The organism is Streptomyces sp. NBC_01478 (assembly GCF_036227225.1).
GTDB lineage: Bacteria > Actinomycetota > Actinomycetes > Streptomycetales > Streptomycetaceae > Streptomyces.
Window position 1 is genome coordinate 4,037,474 of record NZ_CP109444.1, and the last position, 17,409, is coordinate 4,054,882.

Consider the following 17,409-nt stretch of genomic DNA (forward strand, 5'->3'; position numbering starts at 1 on the left):
GCCACGCAAGGCGCCTCCGCATGTCCCCATACTGAACCGATCGGTCAAGAAAGAGGCCCGTTCATGAGCAACCGCTCCAACGACAGCTCCAGCAGCCGCTCCCGCAACCGCTTCTCCGGCAGGACCGCCCTCGTCACCGGGGCCGGGTCCGGGATAGGACGCGCCATCGCCCTCGCGTTCGCCGCCGAGGGGGCGAACGTCGTCGTCGCCGGGCGCCGCCGCGAACCGCTCGACGAGACCGTCGCCCTGATCGAGGCCGGGGGCGGGAAGGCCCTCGCCGTGAGCGCCGACGTGTCCAGGGCCGCCGACGCCGACGCCCTGGTGCGGGCGGCCGTCGACCGGTACGGCTCGCTCGACGTGGCCGTCAACAACGCGGGGATCTTCCGGGGCGGTCAGCCCCTCGCCGACCTCACCGAGGAGGACTGGCGCGCACAGCTCGACATCAACGTGACCGGTGTGTTCCTGGCCCTGCGTGCCGAGATCGCGCACATGCGCACCCAGCCCTCCGGCGGCGCGATCGTCAACGTGGCGTCCACCTTCGGCGTGCACACCAGCAGCCCCGGGGCCGCCGCCTACGCCGCGTCGAAGGCCGCCGTGGCCGTGCTGAGCAAGGGCGCCGCCGTGGACCACATCCGCGAGGGCGTCCGGATCAACGTGGTCAGCCCCGGTGCCACCGACACCCCCATGTCCCTGCGGGCCGGCGAGACGGAGGCCGACCGCGCCGAACGCGTACGGGCCACGCTCCCCCTGGGCCGTATCTCCGCCACGGCCGAAGTCGCCGCCGCCGTCCTCTACTTGGCCTCGGACGACGCGGCGTCGGTGGTGGGCACGGACCTGGTGGTGGACAGCGGAGCGACGGCGTGAGGACCGGCAACTCGCAGACTCACGCCTTGAGTTGGTCGTAGGCGACACCCGTCAACGCCTCCGAGGCGGCCCAAAGGCGTTCACCCATCGCATCGTTGAGGGTCCAGCGTGCCCGCCAGGACGGTGCCGGTGCCCCGCGCCACATCGCGATGCGGGGCCCGAAGAAGGAGTCGGGGCGTACGCCGGGGGCGGTGGCGGCGTAGAGCGAGGGCAGCGCGCCGGCCTCCGCCGACTGGGCGAAGACCCGGTTGCCGAGTTCCATGACCCGTTCCGCACCCCTGCGCCCCTCCGCCTGCGGCCCGGCGGTCTGGAGGTTGGTGGCGGCGTACCCGGGGTGGGCGGCGGTCGCGACCACCCCCGAACCGGCCGCCGCGAGCCGCCGCGCCAGCTCGTGCGTGAAGAGCAGGTTGGCGGTCTTGGACCGGGAGTACGCGGTCCAACGGCTGTACCGGCGCTCGCTGTTGAGGTCGTCGATGTCGATGTTGGCGAGCGTGTGCATGAAGCTGGAGAGCGTGACGATCCGCGCGTCGGGCGCGTCGAGCAGGGCCGGCAGCAGCAGCCCGGTGAGCGCGAAGTGCCCGAGGTGGTTGACCCCGAACTGCGTCTCGAAGCCGTCCACCGTCGTGCCGTACGGCATCGCCATGACCCCGGCGTTGTTGACGAGCAGATCGAGCCGCTCGTACGGGAAGTTGGCCGCGAACTCCCGTACGGAAGACAGGTCCCCGAGATCCAGCCGCCTGAACTGGGCCTCGGCGCCCGGCACTTCGGCCACGATCCGGTCGGCGGCCGCGCTCCCCCGCACCGCACTCCGGCAGGCGAGCACGACCCGGGCCCCCTTACGGGCGAGCTCCCGCGCGGTGACGTAGCCGAGCCCGCTGTTGGCCCCGGTAACGACGGCGACCCGGCCGCGCTGATCGGGGACGGCCTTCTCGTTCCAGCCGGACATGGGCGGCTCCCTCCGTCGACGCCTGACTCCCGGCGTACGAAGAGCGTACGAGAGCCGGACCGGCCCCGCTCCCCCCACGCCGAGTGATGCGACCGTCACGGACCATCACAGGTTGGTCACTCCTCCTTCACCCACCCCGACCCGGCGTTACGTTCCATGCCACACCAGACACAGGGGGACGAGATGACCCATCCGTACGCGATGCCACCCGTACCACCGGTACCCCGGCCCGTCCGGCCCGCGCCCCGCTGGGCGCGCAAGCGGTACGTACTCCCCGCACTCGCGCTGACCCTCTTCGTCGGCGCGGGTATCGGCGCCTCCGGCCAGGACACGAAGAAGGACACGGCGAGCGACGCGAAGCCGGCGGCGGCCAGGCCCCAGCCGACGACGACCGTCACGGCGACCGCGACGGAGACCACCACCCCGGCCCCCGCGCCCACGGTCACGGTCACCACGACGAAGACCGTCAAGGTCACCAGGACGGTCACCGCCGAGGCGGCGGGCGGCGGCTCCGAGGACACCGGCTCCGACTCCGGCGGAGGCGGCAGCACCTACTACGCGAACTGCACCGCCGCCCGCGCCGCCGGCGTCACGCCCCTCCACCGGGGCGATCCCGGCTACGACTCCCACCTCGACCGGGACGGGGACGGCGTCGCCTGCGAGTGACGGCGGACAGCAGCGGTGAGCGCCGAACCGGTACCGCGCCGGATCCGAGGACGGTACGGTCCCGCCATGGAATCCAGGCAGCCCGACGGTCCTGCTCCATCTGAGGATCCCGCTCCGCCTGATGATCCCGCGCCACTTGAAGAACCCGCTCCGAAGTACAGGACGTTCCGGAGCCGTATCGGTTTCCTCGTTCGCCATTTCGCCCGGCGGCCCTTGTTGCTCGCCGGGCTGCTGGCGTGGACCGGGTGCGCGGTCTTCCTGGGGAAGCTGCTTCCTGAGCCTCTGGCGGCCGTGGCCTGGGCGGTGTTCTACCTTCTCGGCATGCTCCTCTTCTACCCCGGCGAGATCGACGAATAGAGCGCGACCTCACAGGCGGCACGGAAAGGGGCGGCACCCCCGCACAGGGTGCCGCCCCTCTCCTCATGATCCGGAACGGCCGCCGTGTCGGTGAGGGTCAGGATGACCGACGGCTGTCCCGGGGTCCGTCAGCGGTGGTCGCTGCCCTGTGCCGCCGAAGCCGCCCGCCCCGCCTCCAGTCGCGCCACCGGAATCCGGAACGGCGAGCAGGAGACGTAGTCCAGTCCGACCTCGTGGAAGAAGTGGACCGACTCGGGGTCGCCGCCGTGTTCGCCGCAGACGCCGAGCTTGAGGTCGGGGCGGGTCTCGCGGCCTGCCTTCGCCGCGAGTTTCACCAGCGAACCCACGCCGTCGCGGTCGATGGTCTCGAAGGGGCTGACTCCGAAGATGCCCTTCTCCAAGTACGCGGTGAAGAACGAGGCTTCTACGTCGTCCCGGCTGAAGCCCCACACCGTCTGGGTGAGGTCGTTCGTGCCGAAGGAGAAGAACTCCGCCGCCTCCGCGATCTGGCCCGCCGTCAGTGCGGCGCGCGGGAGTTCGATCATCGTGCCGATCGACAGCTTCAGGGACGTGCCCGTCGCGGCCTCCACCTCGGCGATGACCTGGTCGGCCTCCTCGCGGACGATCTCCAGCTCCTGGACCGTGCCGACGAGCGGGATCATGACCTCGGCGCGCGGGTCGCCCTTCGCCGCCTTGCGCTCGGCCGCGGCCTCGGCGATCGCCCGCACCTGCATCGTGAACAGGCCGGGGATGACCAGACCGAGGCGTACGCCCCGCAGGCCCAGCATCGGGTTCTGCTCGTGCAGGCGGTGCACCGCCTGGAGGAGGCGCAGGTCGTTCTCGTGGGACTCCTGGCGGGACTCCGCGAGCGCGACGCGGACCGACAACTCCGTGATGTCCGGCAGGAATTCGTGCAGCGGCGGGTCCAACAGGCGCACGGTGACCGGGAGTCCGTCCATCGCCTTGAACAGCTCGACGAAGTCGGCCTTCTGGAGCGGGAGAAGAGCCTTGAGAGACTCCTCGCGTTCGGTGTCCGTGTCGGCCAGGATCAGGCGTTCCACCAGCTCGCGGCGGTCGCCGAGGAACATGTGCTCAGTACGGCAGAGGCCGATGCCCTGCGCGCCGAAGCGGCGGGCGCGCAGCGCGTCCTCGGCGTTGTCCGCGTTGGCGCGGACCCTCAACCGGCGTACGCGGTCCGCGTATCCGATGATCCGGTGCACGGCCTCGACCAGTTCGTCGGCGTCGTCGGCGCCCGCGTGCATGCGGCCCTCGAAGTACTCCACGACGGGGGACGGCACGACCGGGACCTCACCGAGGTACACCTTGCCGCTGGACCCGTCGATGGAGATGACGTCGCCCTCCTCCACCACGTGCCCGCCCGGCACGACCATCCGGCGCCGCTTGGTGTCGACTTCGAGCTCCTCGGCACCGCAGACACAGGTCTTGCCCATGCCCCGCGCCACGACGGCCGCGTGCGAGGTCTTGCCGCCCCTGCTGGTCAGGATGCCCTCGGCCGCGATCATGCCGTCGAGGTCGTCCGGGTTCGTCTCGCGGCGGACCAGGATGACCTTCTCGCCCGAACGTGACCACTTCACCGCCGTGTACGAGTCGAAGACCACCTTGCCGACCGCCGCACCCGGCGACGCCGCGATGCCCCGGCCGACCTTCTGGACCTTCGCCTCGTCGTCGAAGCGCGGGAACATCAACTGCGCCAACTGGGCGCCGGTGACCCGCTGGAGGGCCTCCGCCTCGTCGATCAGTCCCTGGTCGACGAGTTGGGTCGCGATCCGGAAGGCCGCACCCGCCGTCCGTTTCCCCACCCGCGTCTGCAGCATCCACAACTGCCCGCGCTCGATGGTGAATTCGATGTCGCAGAGATCCTTGTAGTGGTTCTCCAGGGTCTTCATGATCTGCATGAGCTGGTCGTACGACGCCTTGTCGATCTGCTCGAGTTCCGCGAGGGGCACGGTGTTCCGGATGCCGGCGACGACGTCCTCGCCCTGCGCGTTCTGCAAGTAGTCGCCGTAGACGCCCTGGTGGCCGCTGGCCGGGTCGCGCGTGAAGGCCACACCCGTGCCCGAGTCGGGGCCGAGGTTGCCGAAGACCATCGAGCAGACGTTGACGGCCGTGCCGAGGTCGTGCGGGATGCGCTCCTGGCGGCGGTAGAGCTTGGCGCGGTCGGTGTTCCAGGAGTCGAAGACCGCGTGGATGGCGAGGTCCATCTGCTCGCGCGGGTCCTGCGGGAAGTCGCGGCCCGCCTCGGCCTTGACGATCCGCTTGAAGCGGGTGACCAGCTTCTTCAGGTCGGCCGCGTCCAGCTCGGTGTCGACGGTGACCTTCTTGGTCTCCTTGGCCTTGTCGAGGGCCTCTTCGAAGAGGTCGCCGTCGACGCCGAGGACGGTCTTGCCGAACATCTGGATGAGGCGGCGGTACGAGTCCCACGCGAAGCGCTCGTCGCCGGCCTGCTTCGCCAGGCCCTGCACGGACTTGTCGGAGAGGCCGATGTTCAGGACGGTGTCCATCATGCCGGGCATGGAGAACTTCGCCCCGGAACGGACCGATACGAGGAGGGGATCGTCGGCCTGCCCGAGCTGCTTGCCCATCGTCGACTCAAGCGCGTCGAGGTGTGCACTCACCTCGTCACGCAGTGCCGCCGGCTCCTCGCCACTGTCGAGGTAGGTCTTGCACGCCTCGGTGGTGATGGTGAAGCCCGGGGGCACGGGAAGGCCCAGGTTCGTCATCTCGGCGAGGTTCGCGCCCTTGCCGCCGAGAAGATCCTTGAGGTCCTTGTTTCCCTCGGTGAAGTCGTAGACGAACTTCGCTACGTGGGGTTCTTTGTTTTCCGACACGGGTCTCGACTCCTCGGGACGCGGGTGGCTGCCCTGACGGGCAGGAACATACCCAGATCGAAGGCGTCTGGGTACGTCCACTTGCATGTCATGCGTCCGTAACCAGTCGTCCGCCAGCGGATCGAAAGTCAAGGCTCGGCAAGCGAACACCGCCGAGTGTTTTCACTTCTTGAACGCGACCAGGCCCATCTGCGGCATTTTCCGCTCACCTGAGCGGGTTATGCGCTCGCTTGATTTCGATCGATGAACGATCAAGGGGTGGCACGGAGTGCCACCCCTTGGAGAAGTGCAGCCGCGCAAGATCCGCTCAACTGAGCGCCACCCCTATCAAAGGTGGTGAGAATCACGCTTCCACACCCGGCCGGATTTCACCATGCGGACGGACCTCGGACGGACCTCGGACATGTCCCGGGACCGCAACGCGGACGTCACATGCCCGCGGACGTCACACGCCCAGCGCGAGCAGCCGCTCCTCGACCCGCTCCGGCGCGTACAGGTGCTCCACGACCAGCGCCCCCGCCCCCACCAGACCGGCCCGCTCGCCGAGCCGCGAGGTCAGTACGTGCAGATGAGCGGTGGAGCGCGGCAGCGCCCGCTGGTACAGCAGCTCCCGTACGCCGGTGAGGAAGGAGGTTCCGGCCAGGTCTCCCGCGATCATCAGCACCCCGGGGTTGAGGAGCGTCACCACGGTCGCCAGGACGTCCCCGACCTGCCGTCCCGCCTCGCGGGCGAACGCCGCCGCTCCCGGATGCCCCGAGGCCAGCAGGTCCCGTACATCCGAGCCGGACGCGGCCGGCACCCCGGTCTCGACCAGTCGCCGCGCCACGGCGCCACCGCTGGCGACGGCGGCGAGACAGCCGTAGGAGCCGCAACGGCACAGCGCCTGCGCGCCCGCCGGGATCCGGATGTGGCCGATGTCGCCGGCGCCGCCGTCGATCCCCCGGAAGATGGAACCGCCGACGACGACTCCGGCGCCGATACCGGTCGAGACCTTGACCAGGACGAAGGCCGAGCAGTCGGGGTACCCGGTGCGCTGTTCGCCGTACGCCATGAGGTTGGCGTCGTTGTCGACGAGGACCGGTACCCGGGGGGCGCCGGTGTGTTCCGTGAAGGCGCGGGCCAGGCGGCCCCTTATGTCGTAGCCGTCCCAGCCGGGCATGATCGGCGGCTGGACGACCCGGCCGGTCTCGCTGTCGACGGGGCCGGGGACGGCGAGCCCGATCCCGCAGACCTCGGACGCCCGGTGCCCGGCCTTCTCCAGCAACTCGGCGAACCAGCGGCCGAGTTCGCCCAGTACGGCGTCCGGGCCGTCCTCGATGACGAGCGTGCCGCCGTGCTCGGCGAGGATCTCGCCGGTGAGCGAGAGGACGCACGCGCGCGCGTGGCGGGTGTCCAGGTCCGCCGCGAGGACCACGGCATGGGCGTCGTCGAATTCGAGGGTGATCGAGGGGCGTCCGCCCAGCGGGGAGTCCACGGGACCGCCCGCGCCCTCGCGCAGCCAGCCCGCGCGGAAGAGCCGGTCCAGGCGCTGGCCGACGGTCGCGCGGGAGAGACCCGTCACCTGTTGGAGGGCACCGCGGGTCGTGGCGCGCCCGGTGCGCACCAGTTCGAGCAGATCTCCGGCGCTCCCTTGACCTCTTCCCGTCATGCGCACCCCCTTGTGTTTCTCAACCCTGCATTACATATTGAGTTTTGCGTGTTAAATAGACGTAACCCTACGGTAGCCATGACCGAACCGGTCGGCACGATGTGTTTCGTGGAGTCCCGAGTGGATCGCACTGCCCAGCTCACAGCCCTCCCCCTGGAGCACCACCTCGTATACGATCCGCCGTCCTTGTCAGGTTCCCTGCACCTCAGGGCGGCTGCCGTACTGGAAGCGAACTGGACGGGAGTCTCAACAGTCCCCTCCCGTGGTCTGTATCCGCACCAGTGGTCCTGGGACTCCGCGTTCATCGCGATCGGTCTGCGGCACCTCTCGCCACTGCGGGCACAGACGGAGCTGGAGACGCTGCTCGCCGCCCAGTGGGGCGACGGCCGTATCCCGCACATCGTCTTCAACCCCTCTGTACCGCTCGACGCGTACTTCCCGAGCCCCGACTTCTGGCGCTCCTCGACCGCCGGACGCGCCGCGGGCGCCCCGCGCACCGTACAGACCTCGGGCATCGTGCAGCCACCGGTGCACGCGCTCGCCGCCTGGCTGGTGCACTGCGCGGACCCGGGCCTGTCCCGCGCGCGCGGCTTCCTGGCCGGTGTCTACCCCCGGCTGGCCGCCTGGCACCGCTATCTCCTGCACCGGCGGGATCTCGGCGGGGGCGGGCTCGCGTCCGTCGTGCACCCCTGGGAACAGGGTATGGACAACAGCCCTTGCTGGGACGCCCCGTTGAGCCGGATCACGCCCGCCCCGGCCCGCTCCTTCCGCCGCGCCGACCTCGACCACGGGGCGGCCGAGGACCGGCCGACGGACCTCGACTACGGCCGTTACGTGCGCCTCGCGACGGACTACCGGGACGGCGAATACGCCGACGGGGCAAGCGAGTTCGCGGTGGAGGACCCGTCCTTCAACGCCCTGCTGATCGCCTCCGAGCACGCACTGGCCCGTATCGCACGGGAGTTGGGCGCGACGGGCACGGCCCGGCACGCCCGCGCGGAGCGGCTCACCGGCGTGCTGATCGAGCGGCTGTGGGACCCGGCGGAGGGCATGTTCTTCTGCCGCGACGTGCGCGGCGAGGGCCTCATCCCCGAGCGCAGCGTCTCCGGCCTGATCCCGCTGCTCCTCCCCGACCTGCCCCGGGACATCACGGCGGCCCTGGTCCGTACGGCGTCCGGCCCGCACTTCGGCCTCGGCGACAGCACCGAACTCCCGCCCAGCTACGACCTGTTGGGCGAGGCCTTCGACCCGCACCGGTACTGGCGCGGGCCGGCCTGGTTCAACACGAGCTGGCTGCTGGAGCGGGGCCTGCGGCTGCACGGCGAACAGACGCGAGCGGACGCCCTGCGCGAGGCGGCCCTCAGGACGGCCGCCGTCACCGACTTCGCCGAGTACGTCGACCCGTACGACGGCGAGGCGTGCGGCGCGACCGGCTTCAGTTGGACCGCCGCGCTGACCCTCGATCTGCTTCACGAGCCCCCCGGACACGGCGTGTCCGGCACGGTCCTCGGCACGTTCGGCATGAGTGGCACAGAAGTGAACGGCACAGACGTCAAGGGCGCCAAGAGAGTCAAGGGAGGGGACCGGGGATGACGGACCGGCATCATCTGCTCGTGCACGGCGGGACGTTCGCAGCCGTGGGCGACGGCGGGGACATCAGCGGCGTACGGGGCGGCAGTTCCCCGGACGGGTTATTCGTACGGGACGCCCGGCACCTGAGCCGCTGGCAGTTGACGGTCGACGGCGCGGTGCCGGAGGCACTGACGCCGGTGGCCGACGGGGACATGGCGCGCTGTGTCCTGGTCCCGCGAGGCGGCCGCCAGGAGCCGCCGGCACACACGCTCTTCCGTGAACAGGCCGTGGGCGACGGCGCGTTCGTCGAATCTCTGAAGGTGACCAGCAACCGACCGGTGCCGACGACGGTCCGGCTCGCGGTCACCGCGGACGCCGACTTCACGGACCAGTTCGAACTCCGCTCCGACTACCGCACCTACGCGAAGATCGGCGCCACCCGCTCCCGCCAAGTCCTCGAGGACGGCGTGGAGTTCGCCTACCAGCGCGGCGAATGGCGTTCTTGTACGACGGTCACGGCCGAGCCCGCGCCGGACGGCGTCGAGGAGACCGGCACCGGCGCCCGCCGCATGGTGTGGACCCTGGACCTCGAACCGCACGGCACCGCCGAGTTGGCGCTGCGCGTGATGGCCCGCCCGCACGGCGACAAGCGCGCGCTGCGGGTACCGCGCTCGCCGGCCGCCCTGAACGACCAGCTCATCGCGCTGGAGGGCGAGTACGTCCAGGGCGTCTCCTTCCCCACCGGCTGGCCGGAGTTGGCCGCGGCCTGCGCCCGGGGCCTGTCGGACCTGGCCTCGCTCCAGGTACCGGCGACGGGCCCGGACGGCGAGGAGCTGCGGGTACCGGCGGCGGGGGCACCGTGGTTCCTGACCCTGCTGGGCCGGGACGCCCTGCTGACGTCATTGTTCGCCCTCCCCTACCGCCCCCAACTCGCCGCCGCCACGCTCCCGGCGCTCGCGGCGACGCAGGCGACGGCCGTGGGCCCGGAGTCGGTCTCCCAGCCCGGCAAGATCGTGCACGAGGTGCGGCACGGCGAGTTGGCGCACTTCGGGCAGGTGCCGTACGGGCGTTACTACGGCTCGGTCGACGCGACCCCGCTGTTCCTGGTGCTGCTCGGCGCGTACGTGGAACAGACCGGCGACACGGCCCTGGCCCGGCGCCTGGAGCCCAACGCCCGCGCAGCGATCGGCTGGATGCTGGACCACGGCGGCCTGACCTCGCGCGGCTATCTGGTCTACCGCGCCGACCAGGGCGGCCTGGCCAACCAGAACTGGAAGGACTCCCCCGGCGCCATCTGCGGGGCCGACGGCACCCGCGCAAGCGGTCCGGTGATGGCGGCGGGGGCCCAGGGGTACGCGTACGACGCACTGCGCCGCACGGCTCAACTCGCCCGCACGGTATGGGAGGACGAGACGTACGCGGCCCTCCTGGAACAGGCCGCGGCGGACCTGCGGGACCGTTTCCAGCGGGACTTCTGGATGCGGGAGCACTCGTTCCCGGCGCTGGCACTGGACGGCGAGGGCCGGCAGGTGGACGCGCTGGCGTCGGACGCGGGCCATCTGCTCTGGTCCGGCCTCCTCGACAAGGAGTACGGCGAACTGGTCGGCCGCAGGCTCCTGGCACCGGACTTCTTCTCGGGCTGGGGAGTCCGCACCCTGGCGTCGGGCCAAGCGGCATACCACCCTCTCTCGTACCACCGAGGTTCGGTCTGGCCGCACGACAACGCGCTGATCACGCTGGGCCTGGCCCGCTACGGCCTGCACGACGAGGCCCGTACGGTCGCGCACGCGCTGGTCGACGCGGCGACGGCGACCGGGCACCGCCTCCCGGAGGTGCTCGCGGGCTACGGCCGCGACACCCACCCGGAGCCGGTCCCGTACCCGCACGCGTGTGTGCGGGAGTCCCGTTCGGCGGCGGCTCCGTTGGCGCTGCTCACGGCGGTCGGGGGCGCGTGACACAACGGTGATAAGGCGTTTGCCGGGTGTTTGCCCAGTTCCGTGAACAGCGGCACGAGGCAACTCGTACGGAAGAGCGGCGGTCCTGCCTCCCCAGTTCGGACCGCCACTCCACTCCGATCACGGGCCTCGCACGGAAGGACCTTCGGGTTGCCTCAGCACACGAGCACACGCCAGACACCGAATACGGCCGGGGCAGCCGATGGCGAGGTACTGCCGCCGGACACGAACAACGAACCGAAGCCTGTGCAGCAGCCGGGCGGCGCGATAGCAACGGCGGAGGCTGCAAAGAAGGTTCCCGAGGGTCCGGGTCCCAACTCCGAGGCCGACAGGGGGAGTTCTACGGCTGCGGAGAGCGAGGTCGGGCTTTCGACGGGTGCGGGGGCAGAGGCCGAGGCCAGCACTTCTGTAGGCGCGAAGGCGGGGGGTGGCGGGGGCTCGAAGACCCAGGCCGACGCATCGACGGGCACCGGCAGCAAGACCGAGGCCGAGGCCTCCGCAGTCACCGAGACGGAAGCAGACGACCCCACGAGCAAGGCTGAGCCTTCTGCGGCCGAGGCCCGGGGCGACTCCGCTGCTGGCGCCGGAACCAGGGCCGGTTCGTCCACCGGTGCCGAGGCCCGGGCCGGTTCTCCTGCGAGCGCGAAACCCAAGGCCGACTCCCCCGCCGGCGGCACGTCCGAAGCCGATGCTTCTGCCGCCGCCGAGACCAAGACCGACCCCCTCGCCAACGCCGAGACCGAAGCCGGCACTTCGCCCGCCGCCGAGGCCGAGCAGGTCGAGGCCTCCGCGCCCGAACGGGCCGTAGAAGCGTCTCCCGAAACCACGGCGGAAGCCGCGCCCGAGACCGGGTCCGACGCGACTCCCGGTGCCGCGTCCGGTGCCGTGGAGTCCCTCGCACCCGAGGGCGCCGACGCTACCGCCCCCGAAGCCGCGGACTCCGAGGACCCCGGCTCCGAAGCCGCCGAGAAGGCCTCCGCAAGCGCCCCGGTCACCGAAGCCGAGCCCAACTCCTCGGCCTCCGAAGCCGAAGCCGGCTCCTCAGCCACCGGCGCCGACGCGGACCCTGACGCCTCCGCCGAACCCACCACCCCCCGCCCCACCCGCCGCGGCCCCCGCGCCTGGAGCAGCCGGCTCGGGCTGCGGCGGCGGGTGCGCGCCTGGCGGGAGAAGCACCCCGTCGCCGCGCTCACGCTCTCCTGGGTCGTCACCTTCCTCGCCGCCGTGCTCGTGTACGTCTGCATGGAGATGCCGAACACGCTGGGGCAGTTGCGGCTCATGGAGTTCGCGCGGATTCCCGCCGAGGCGATCATGGCGGCGGTGATTCTGTTGAGCCTGCCGCGGCGGGCGCGGATCGCGGTCGCCGCGTTCTTCGGCGCGCTCGTCGGTGCCATCGCCGTGCTGAACATGTTCGACATGGGCTTCAACGAATACCTGGGCCGGCACTTCAACATCATCCTGGACTGGAGCCTGTTCGGGGACGCCCGCGGGTATCTGAAGGACACGTTCGGCGGGGCGGCCACGCAGGTCATCACGGTCGGCCTCATCGCCCTGATCGTCGTGCTGATCGTCCTCGTCGCGCTGGCGACGGTCCGGCTCAGCAACGTCCTGGTGACCTACAAGGCCCACGCGACCCGGGCCACCCTGATCGCCGGCACGGTCTGGATCACCTGCTCCGCGCTCGCCCTGGAGTACCACGGCATCCCGCTCGCCGCCGACCACACCGCCGGAGTCATCAAGTACCAGGTACGCGCGGTGCAGGAAACCCTGCGCGACGAGGCGGAGTTCAAGAAGGTCGCGAAGGTCGACGCCTTCGGCAACACCCCGGGCAGCGAGCTCGTCCCCGACCTGCGCGGCAAGGACATGATCTTCACCTTCATCGAGAGCTACGGCCGTAGCGCGATCGAGGACCCGATCATGGCGCCCGGCGTCGACGCGACCCTCGCCGCCGACACCAAGGCCCTGTCGAAGGCCGGCTTCGCCGCGAAGAGCGGCTGGCTGACCTCGGCGACCTACGGCGGCAGCAGTTGGCTCGGCCACTCCACCACCATGTCGGGCCTGTGGGTCAGCAACCAGCAGCGCTACCGCACGGTGATGGCCAGCGACCACCTCAGCCTGACCGACGCCTTCAAGAAGACCGGCGCCTTCGACACCGTCGGCGTGATGCCGGGCATCCAGAAGGGCTGGCCGGAACAGAGCTTCTACGGCCTCGACAAGGTCTACAACGCCTTCCAACTCGGCTACCAGGGACCGAAGTTCAGTTGGTCGACGATGCCCGACCAGTACGCGCTCCAGCAGTTCCAGAACCAGGTGCACAGCAAGCCGCGCACCGACGGCAAGTCGCTGATGTCCCTGCTGATCCTGACCTCCAGCCACCAGCCCTGGGCGCCGATCCCGAAGCTCGTCCCCTGGGACCAGTTGGGCAACGGTTCGATCTTCGACTCGATCGAGAAGGCCGGCAACAAGGCGTCCAGCGTCGTCACCGACACCACCAAGTCCCGCCAGGAGTACGGCAAGTCGATCCAGTACTCGGTGAACTCCCTCACCCAGTGGCTGGAGCGCTACGGCAACGACAACACCGTGCTCGTCTTCCTCGGCGACCACCAGCCCATCGCCCGCGTCAGCGGCAACCACGCCAGCCGTGACGTCCCGATCTCGATCGTCGCCAAGGACCCCAAGGTCCTTGAGAAGATCGACAGTTGGAACTGGTCCGACGGCCTGCGCCCCGCCCACAACGCCCCGGTGTGGAAGATGAGCGACTTCCGCGACAAGTTCCTGACCGCCTACGGCTCGACGCCCCACCCGAAGAAGAACTGAGCAGCCACCAAAGGAAGTTCAGCCTCCGGACGTGTCCAGCTCCGCGTCCTCGCCGATCCCCGCGCAGTCGTACGGGTCCTTCAGCCAACCGTCCGGCAACACCACCCTGTTGTTGCCGGACGTACGGCCGCGGGGCCCGTCCGCGCCCGCGGGCCAGGGCTGGTCGAGGTCCAACTCGTCCAGCCCGGACCGGAGTTCGGCGAGGGACGAGGTGATGGCGAGCCGCTTGCGCATCTCGCTGCCGACCGCGAAGCCCTTCAGGTACCAGGCGACGTGCTTACGGAAGTCGATGACGCCCCGCGCCTCGTCCCCGATCCACTCCCCGAGCAGCGTCGCGTGCCGCACCATGACGTCCGCGACCTCGCGCAACGACGGCTCCAAGACGTCCTGTTCACGCCCCTCGAACGCGGCCACGAGGTCGGCGAACAGCCAGGGCCGCCCCAGGCACCCGCGCCCGACCACGACCCCGTCGCACCCGGTCTCCCGCACCATCCGCAGCGCGTCCCGCGCCGACCAGATGTCGCCGTTGCCGAGCACGGGGATCTCCGGCACATGCTCCTTCAGCCGGGCGATCGCGTCCCAGTCCGCCGTGCCGCCGTAGTGCTGGGCGGCCGTGCGCCCGTGCAGCGCGATGGACGTGACGCCCTCCTCGACGGCGATACGGCCGGCGTCGAGGAACGTGATGTGGTCGTCGTCGATGCCCTTGCGCATCTTCATCGTGACGGGCAGGTCACCGGCTCCGCTGACGGCCTCCTTCAGGATCGCCCGCAGCAGGTTCCGCTTGTACGGCAGCGCGGAGCCGCCGCCCTTGCGGGTGACCTTCGGCACGGGGCAGCCGAAGTTGAGGTCGATGTGGTCGGCGAGCCCCTCCTCCGCGATCATGCGGACGGCCTTGCCGACGGTCGCCGGGTCCACGCCGTACAACTGGACCGAACGCGGCTTCTCGGTCGCGTCGAAGTGGATCAGTTGCATGGTCTTCTCGTTGCGCTCGACCAGCGCCCGGGTTGTGATCATCTCGCTGACGAACAACCCCTTGCCGCCGCTGAACTCCCTGCACAGGGTGCGGAAGGGCGCGTTGGTGATCCCGGCCATGGGGGCCAGGACGACGGGCGGCGAGACGGTGTGCGGGCCGATCTGCAAAGGCGAAACGGCCGGCGGCGCGGGCAGGGACACGGGCGTGGACATTGCTCCATTGTGGCGTACGGCCAGGGATCATGTAGCAGTCATTAGTTAGACGCACTATCGAGTTTCGCGTACGATGGTTCGCATGCCCGAGCTCAGCCACCGTCGCCGCATGCTGGTACTCGCGATCTGCTGCATGAGTCTGCTGATCGTGAGCCTGGACGTGACCATCCTGAACGTCGCACTTCCCGCGATGCAGACCGATCTGCAGGCGTCGACCTCCGGTCTGCAGTGGACGATCGACGCGTACACCCTGGTCCTGGCCTCCCTGCTGATGCTGGCGGGCTCCACGGCCGACCGCATCGGCCGCAAACGGGTCTTCATCGTCGGCCTGGTGGTCTTCAGCCTCGGCTCGCTGCTCTGCTCCGTCGCACCCGACCTGGACGCGTTGATCTGGTTCCGCATGATCCAGGCGGTCGGCGGTTCGATGCTCAACCCGGTCGCGATGTCGATCATCACCAACACCTTCACCGAGCCGCGCGAGCGTGCCCGGGCGATCGGTGTGTGGGGCGCGGTCGTCGGCATATCGATGGCCGCCGGTCCGCTGATCGGCGGGCTGCTCGTGGACTCGGTCGGCTGGCGCTCGATCTTCTGGATCAACCTGCCGGTGGGCATGGCCGCGCTGCTGCTCACGCTGAAGTTCATCCCCGAGTCCCGCGCGCCCAAGGCCCGCCGCGCGGACCCGGTCGGCCAGCTCATGGTGATCGCCCTGTTCGGCTCCCTGACGTACGCGATCATCGAGGCGCCGGACTCCGGGTTCGCCTCGATCCTGCCCTTCGCGATCCTCGCGCTGGTCGCCCTCGCCGGGCTCCTCTGGTACGAGCCCCGGCGCGACGAACCCCTGATCGACCTGCGCTTCTTCCGTTCGGCGCCGTTCAGCGGGGCGACGGTGATCGCCATCAGCGCGTTCTCGGCGCTGGGGGGCTTCCTGTTCCTGTCCACGCTGTATCTGCAGAACGTGGTCGGGCTGGACGCGCTGCACGCCGGGCTGTGGATGCTGCCGATGGCTGTGCCTACGTTTCTCTGCGCGCCGATCTCCGGGCGGTTGGTCGGTAGTCGGGGGCCGCGCATACCCCTGTTGATCGCGGGGTCGGCGATGACCGTGAGCGCGTTGCTGTTCGCCGTGTTCGAGGCGGAGACGTCCAACGTCTCGCGGTTTGTCGGGTACTTGCTGTTCGGTATCGGCTTCGGGTTCGTGAACGCGCCGATCACGAATACGGCGGTGTCCGGGATGCCTCGCGCTCAGGCGGGTGTCGCGGCGGCCGTCGCGTCGACGAGTCGGCAGTTGGGGCAGACGCTCGGGGTTGCGGTTGTCGGGGCGGTGTTGGCGTCCGGGGTGAGCGCGTCGTCGTACAAGGAGACGTTTGTGTCTGCGGCTCGGCCGGGGTGGTGGATTTTGGTGGCGTGCGGGCTTGCGGTGCTGGTGCTCGGAGCTGTTACCAGTGGACCCTGGGCTCGGCGGACTGCTGAGCGTACGGCTGAGAAGCTGGAGTCCGTTGAAGTACGCGAAGCAGCAGGTATCAACGCCTAGTTGAGCGGCTGCGGGAGCGTCGTGGCTGGTCGCGCCCACGCGGCGGCAGCCGCACATCGGATACAGCCCCGCGCCCCTAAAAGAAAAAACCTCACCTCGCCTGTGCTATTGCGTGCAGCCTCTCCAGGCGTTCTCGCGACTCCTCGTCCGCCGGGGCGTACGTCACCATCCTCGGGCCCCTCGACGGGCCCAGCCAGAGGTCTGAGTGGTCGACCGTGATGCGGCCCACGTGGGGGTTGCGGAACTCCTTGCGGCGGGGGCTGGCGCCCATGACCTCGTGGCGGTCCCAGACCTCGCAGAACTCGGGGGACGTGCGCAGTCGTTTGAGCAGGGTCTTCCAGCTCGGGTCGGCGAGGTGGTCGGCCATCGAGCCGCGGAAGCGTGCGGCCATGAGGCGCTGGCTCTTCTCCAGGTGCACGATCGAGGACCGCCACTCCTCGTGCGTGTAGGAGAGGATCATGCAGTTGCGGTCCTCGGGCGGCACGGCGTCCATGTCGCACAGCAGCATCCCGTAGGTGCGGTTGTAGGCGAGGATGTCGTACCGCGCGTTCTGCAGACAGGCCGGGATCGGGTCCAACTGGTCCAGCATCGCCCGCAGGGCGGGGGTGACGACCGGGCAGACCGTCGCCGGTCGCGGGTCGGTGGCGTCGGCGAGCTGGAAGAGGTGGGCGCGCTCGCTCGGGTCGAGCAGCAGGGTGCGGGCCAGCGCGTCGAGGACCTGTACGGAGACCTGGATGTCCCGCGCCTGTTCGAGCCACGTGTACCAGGTGACGCCGACCGCGGCGAGCTGCGCGACCTCCTCGCGGCGCAGGCCGGGTGTACGGCGCCGGGTACCGCGCGGCAGGCCGACCTGCTCGGGGGTGATGTGCTCACGGCGGTGGCGCAGGAACGCGGCGAGTTCGTGCCGCCGGACTGTCGACGCGGTCTGCGGAGCGACCGCCGCATGAGCCGCCGCACCCGCCGTCGCCTCTGTCACCGTCTCCTGTGCCATGGTCGTCATCACCCCAGTCTGCCGCCGTACA

Annotated in this window: 12 protein-coding genes; 7 read left to right on the plus strand and 5 right to left on the minus strand. The window is 70.1% G+C overall.

Annotated elements, in window-relative coordinates; all coding sequences use genetic code 11:
- Window positions 1-63 precede the first annotated feature (63 nt).
- On the plus strand, window positions 64-864 hold the full coding sequence (locus OG223_RS18105) for an SDR family NAD(P)-dependent oxidoreductase (RefSeq protein ID WP_329249357.1): 801 nt from the start codon (window positions 64-66) through the stop codon (window positions 862-864).
- A gap of 19 nt (window positions 865-883) precedes the next feature.
- Here the strand turns inward: OG223_RS18105 and OG223_RS18110 are convergent, their stop codons facing one another.
- Window positions 884-1,810: an oxidoreductase gene (locus tag OG223_RS18110; protein WP_329249360.1), complete on the minus strand. Its 927-nt coding sequence runs from the start codon at window positions 1,808-1,810 to the stop codon at window positions 884-886.
- A gap of 183 nt (window positions 1,811-1,993) precedes the next feature.
- On the opposite strand from OG223_RS18110, the gene OG223_RS18115 reads away from it, so the two are divergent.
- Together OG223_RS18115 and OG223_RS18120 are read left to right on the plus strand one after the other, a co-directional pair.
- Window positions 1,994-2,476 carry an excalibur calcium-binding domain-containing protein gene (locus tag OG223_RS18115; RefSeq protein ID WP_329249363.1) on the plus strand — a complete coding sequence of 161 codons (483 nt, stop codon included), beginning with the start codon at window positions 1,994-1,996 and terminating at the stop codon, window positions 2,474-2,476.
- A 66-nt stretch (window positions 2,477-2,542) separates the two neighbouring features.
- The gene (locus OG223_RS18120) at window positions 2,543-2,833 is read left to right on the plus strand and encodes a hypothetical protein (RefSeq protein ID WP_329249365.1); all 291 of its coding nucleotides are present in this window, start codon (window positions 2,543-2,545) and stop codon (window positions 2,831-2,833) included.
- Window positions 2,834-2,961: 128 nt separating this feature from the next.
- Here the strand turns inward: OG223_RS18120 and ppdK are convergent, their stop codons facing one another.
- Both ppdK and OG223_RS18130 read right to left on the minus strand, forming a co-directional pair.
- The gene (gene ppdK / locus OG223_RS18125; protein ID WP_329249368.1) at window positions 2,962-5,682 is read right to left on the minus strand and encodes a pyruvate, phosphate dikinase; all 2,721 of its coding nucleotides are present in this window, start codon (window positions 5,680-5,682) and stop codon (window positions 2,962-2,964) included.
- A 445-nt stretch (window positions 5,683-6,127) separates the two neighbouring features.
- Window positions 6,128-7,330 (minus strand): ROK family protein, encoded by a 1,203-nt coding sequence (locus tag OG223_RS18130; RefSeq protein ID WP_329249371.1) that lies wholly within the window; start codon window positions 7,328-7,330, stop codon window positions 6,128-6,130.
- 120 nt (window positions 7,331-7,450) lie between these two features.
- Here OG223_RS18130 and OG223_RS18135 point away from each other — a divergent pair, with 120 nt between their 5' ends.
- The 3 genes from OG223_RS18135 to OG223_RS18145 all read left to right on the plus strand — a co-directional run bounded on the left by OG223_RS18135 (window position 7,451) and on the right by OG223_RS18145 (window position 13,674).
- Entirely contained in the window at window positions 7,451-8,923 is a 1,473-nt protein-coding gene (locus tag OG223_RS18135) for an MGH1-like glycoside hydrolase domain-containing protein (protein WP_329249374.1), read from the plus strand.
- Entirely contained in the window at window positions 8,920-10,857 is a 1,938-nt protein-coding gene (locus OG223_RS18140) for an amylo-alpha-1,6-glucosidase (RefSeq protein WP_329249377.1), read from the plus strand. Before OG223_RS18135 ends, OG223_RS18140 begins: the two co-directional genes overlap by 4 nt.
- Window positions 10,858-12,099: 1,242 nt before the next feature.
- Window positions 12,100-13,674, plus strand: a complete 1,575-nt coding sequence (locus OG223_RS18145; RefSeq protein WP_329265340.1) for a sulfatase-like hydrolase/transferase — start codon at window positions 12,100-12,102, stop codon at window positions 13,672-13,674.
- Window positions 13,675-13,692: 18 nt separating this feature from the next.
- Here OG223_RS18145 and dusB read toward each other — a convergent pair whose 3' ends face one another.
- Window positions 13,693-14,859 (minus strand): tRNA dihydrouridine synthase DusB, encoded by a 1,167-nt coding sequence (dusB, locus tag OG223_RS18150; RefSeq protein ID WP_329249380.1) that lies wholly within the window; start codon window positions 14,857-14,859, stop codon window positions 13,693-13,695.
- A gap of 82 nt (window positions 14,860-14,941) precedes the next feature.
- Here dusB and OG223_RS18155 point away from each other — a divergent pair, with 82 nt between their 5' ends.
- A complete protein-coding gene (locus OG223_RS18155; protein WP_329249383.1) occupies window positions 14,942-16,387 on the plus strand; it encodes an MFS transporter in 1,446 nt (481 codons plus the stop codon).
- A 91-nt stretch (window positions 16,388-16,478) separates the two neighbouring features.
- Here the strand turns inward: OG223_RS18155 and OG223_RS18160 are convergent, their stop codons facing one another.
- Window positions 16,479-17,387 carry a helix-turn-helix transcriptional regulator gene (locus tag OG223_RS18160; protein ID WP_329249386.1) on the minus strand — a complete coding sequence of 303 codons (909 nt, stop codon included), beginning with the start codon at window positions 17,385-17,387 and terminating at the stop codon, window positions 16,479-16,481.
- Window positions 17,388-17,409 lie beyond the last annotated feature (22 nt).

Excerpts from the sequence above, each read along its gene's own strand:
- OG223_RS18105 (WP_329249357.1), top strand. The coding sequence starts at position 64 with ATGAGCAACCGCTCCAACGACAGCTCCAGCAGCCGCTCCCGCAACCGC.
- OG223_RS18110 (WP_329249360.1), bottom strand. The coding sequence starts at position 1,810 with ATGTCCGGCTGGAACGAGAAGGCCGTCCCCGATCAGCGCGGCCGGGTC.
- OG223_RS18115 (WP_329249363.1), top strand. The coding sequence starts at position 1,994 with ATGACCCATCCGTACGCGATGCCACCCGTACCACCGGTACCCCGGCCC.
- OG223_RS18120 (WP_329249365.1), top strand. The coding sequence starts at position 2,543 with ATGGAATCCAGGCAGCCCGACGGTCCTGCTCCATCTGAGGATCCCGCT.
- OG223_RS18130 (WP_329249371.1), bottom strand. The coding sequence starts at position 7,330 with ATGACGGGAAGAGGTCAAGGGAGCGCCGGAGATCTGCTCGAACTGGTG.
- OG223_RS18140 (WP_329249377.1), top strand. The coding sequence starts at position 8,920 with ATGACGGACCGGCATCATCTGCTCGTGCACGGCGGGACGTTCGCAGCC.
- OG223_RS18145 (WP_329265340.1), top strand. The coding sequence starts at position 12,100 with ATGGAGATGCCGAACACGCTGGGGCAGTTGCGGCTCATGGAGTTCGCG.
- dusB (WP_329249380.1), bottom strand. The coding sequence starts at position 14,859 with ATGTCCACGCCCGTGTCCCTGCCCGCGCCGCCGGCCGTTTCGCCTTTG.
- OG223_RS18155 (WP_329249383.1), top strand. The coding sequence starts at position 14,942 with ATGCCCGAGCTCAGCCACCGTCGCCGCATGCTGGTACTCGCGATCTGC.
- OG223_RS18160 (WP_329249386.1), bottom strand. The coding sequence starts at position 17,387 with ATGACGACCATGGCACAGGAGACGGTGACAGAGGCGACGGCGGGTGCG.